The organism is Pantoea sp. SIMBA_079, assembly GCF_046940275.1.
Lineage (GTDB): Bacteria > Pseudomonadota > Gammaproteobacteria > Enterobacterales > Enterobacteriaceae > Pantoea > Pantoea borealis.
On the sequence record NZ_JAWRYR010000315.1, the window covers coordinates 1 to 271 of the forward strand.

The 271-nt window shown below is 55.4% G+C and carries 1 pseudogene; it reads left to right on the forward strand.

Annotation, left to right across the window (positions count from 1 at the left end):
• Positions 1-30: 30 nt before the first annotated feature.
• Positions 31-271: pseudogene (locus SB719_RS20180) on the forward strand (UDP-glucose 6-dehydrogenase); the annotation flags it as partial.

Genomic DNA, 271 nt, shown 5'->3' on the forward strand with positions numbered 1-271 from the left:
CTCGCGAATGCAAACTGAAGGACTGAACATATGAAGCTGGCGATGATCGGAACGGGCTATGTGGGGCTGGTTTCGGGTGTGTGTTTTGCCGAATTCGGCTTTCACGTCACCTGCGTGGACAAGAATCCGTCGATCATCGAACGGCTGAAGGCCGGTAAGGTCACCATCTTCGAGCCGGGTCTCGATGAATTGATGACCCGCAACATTCGCGATGGCAGGCTGGAGTTCAGCACTGACCTTCCGGCAAGTGTCGCGGATGCCGATGTCATCT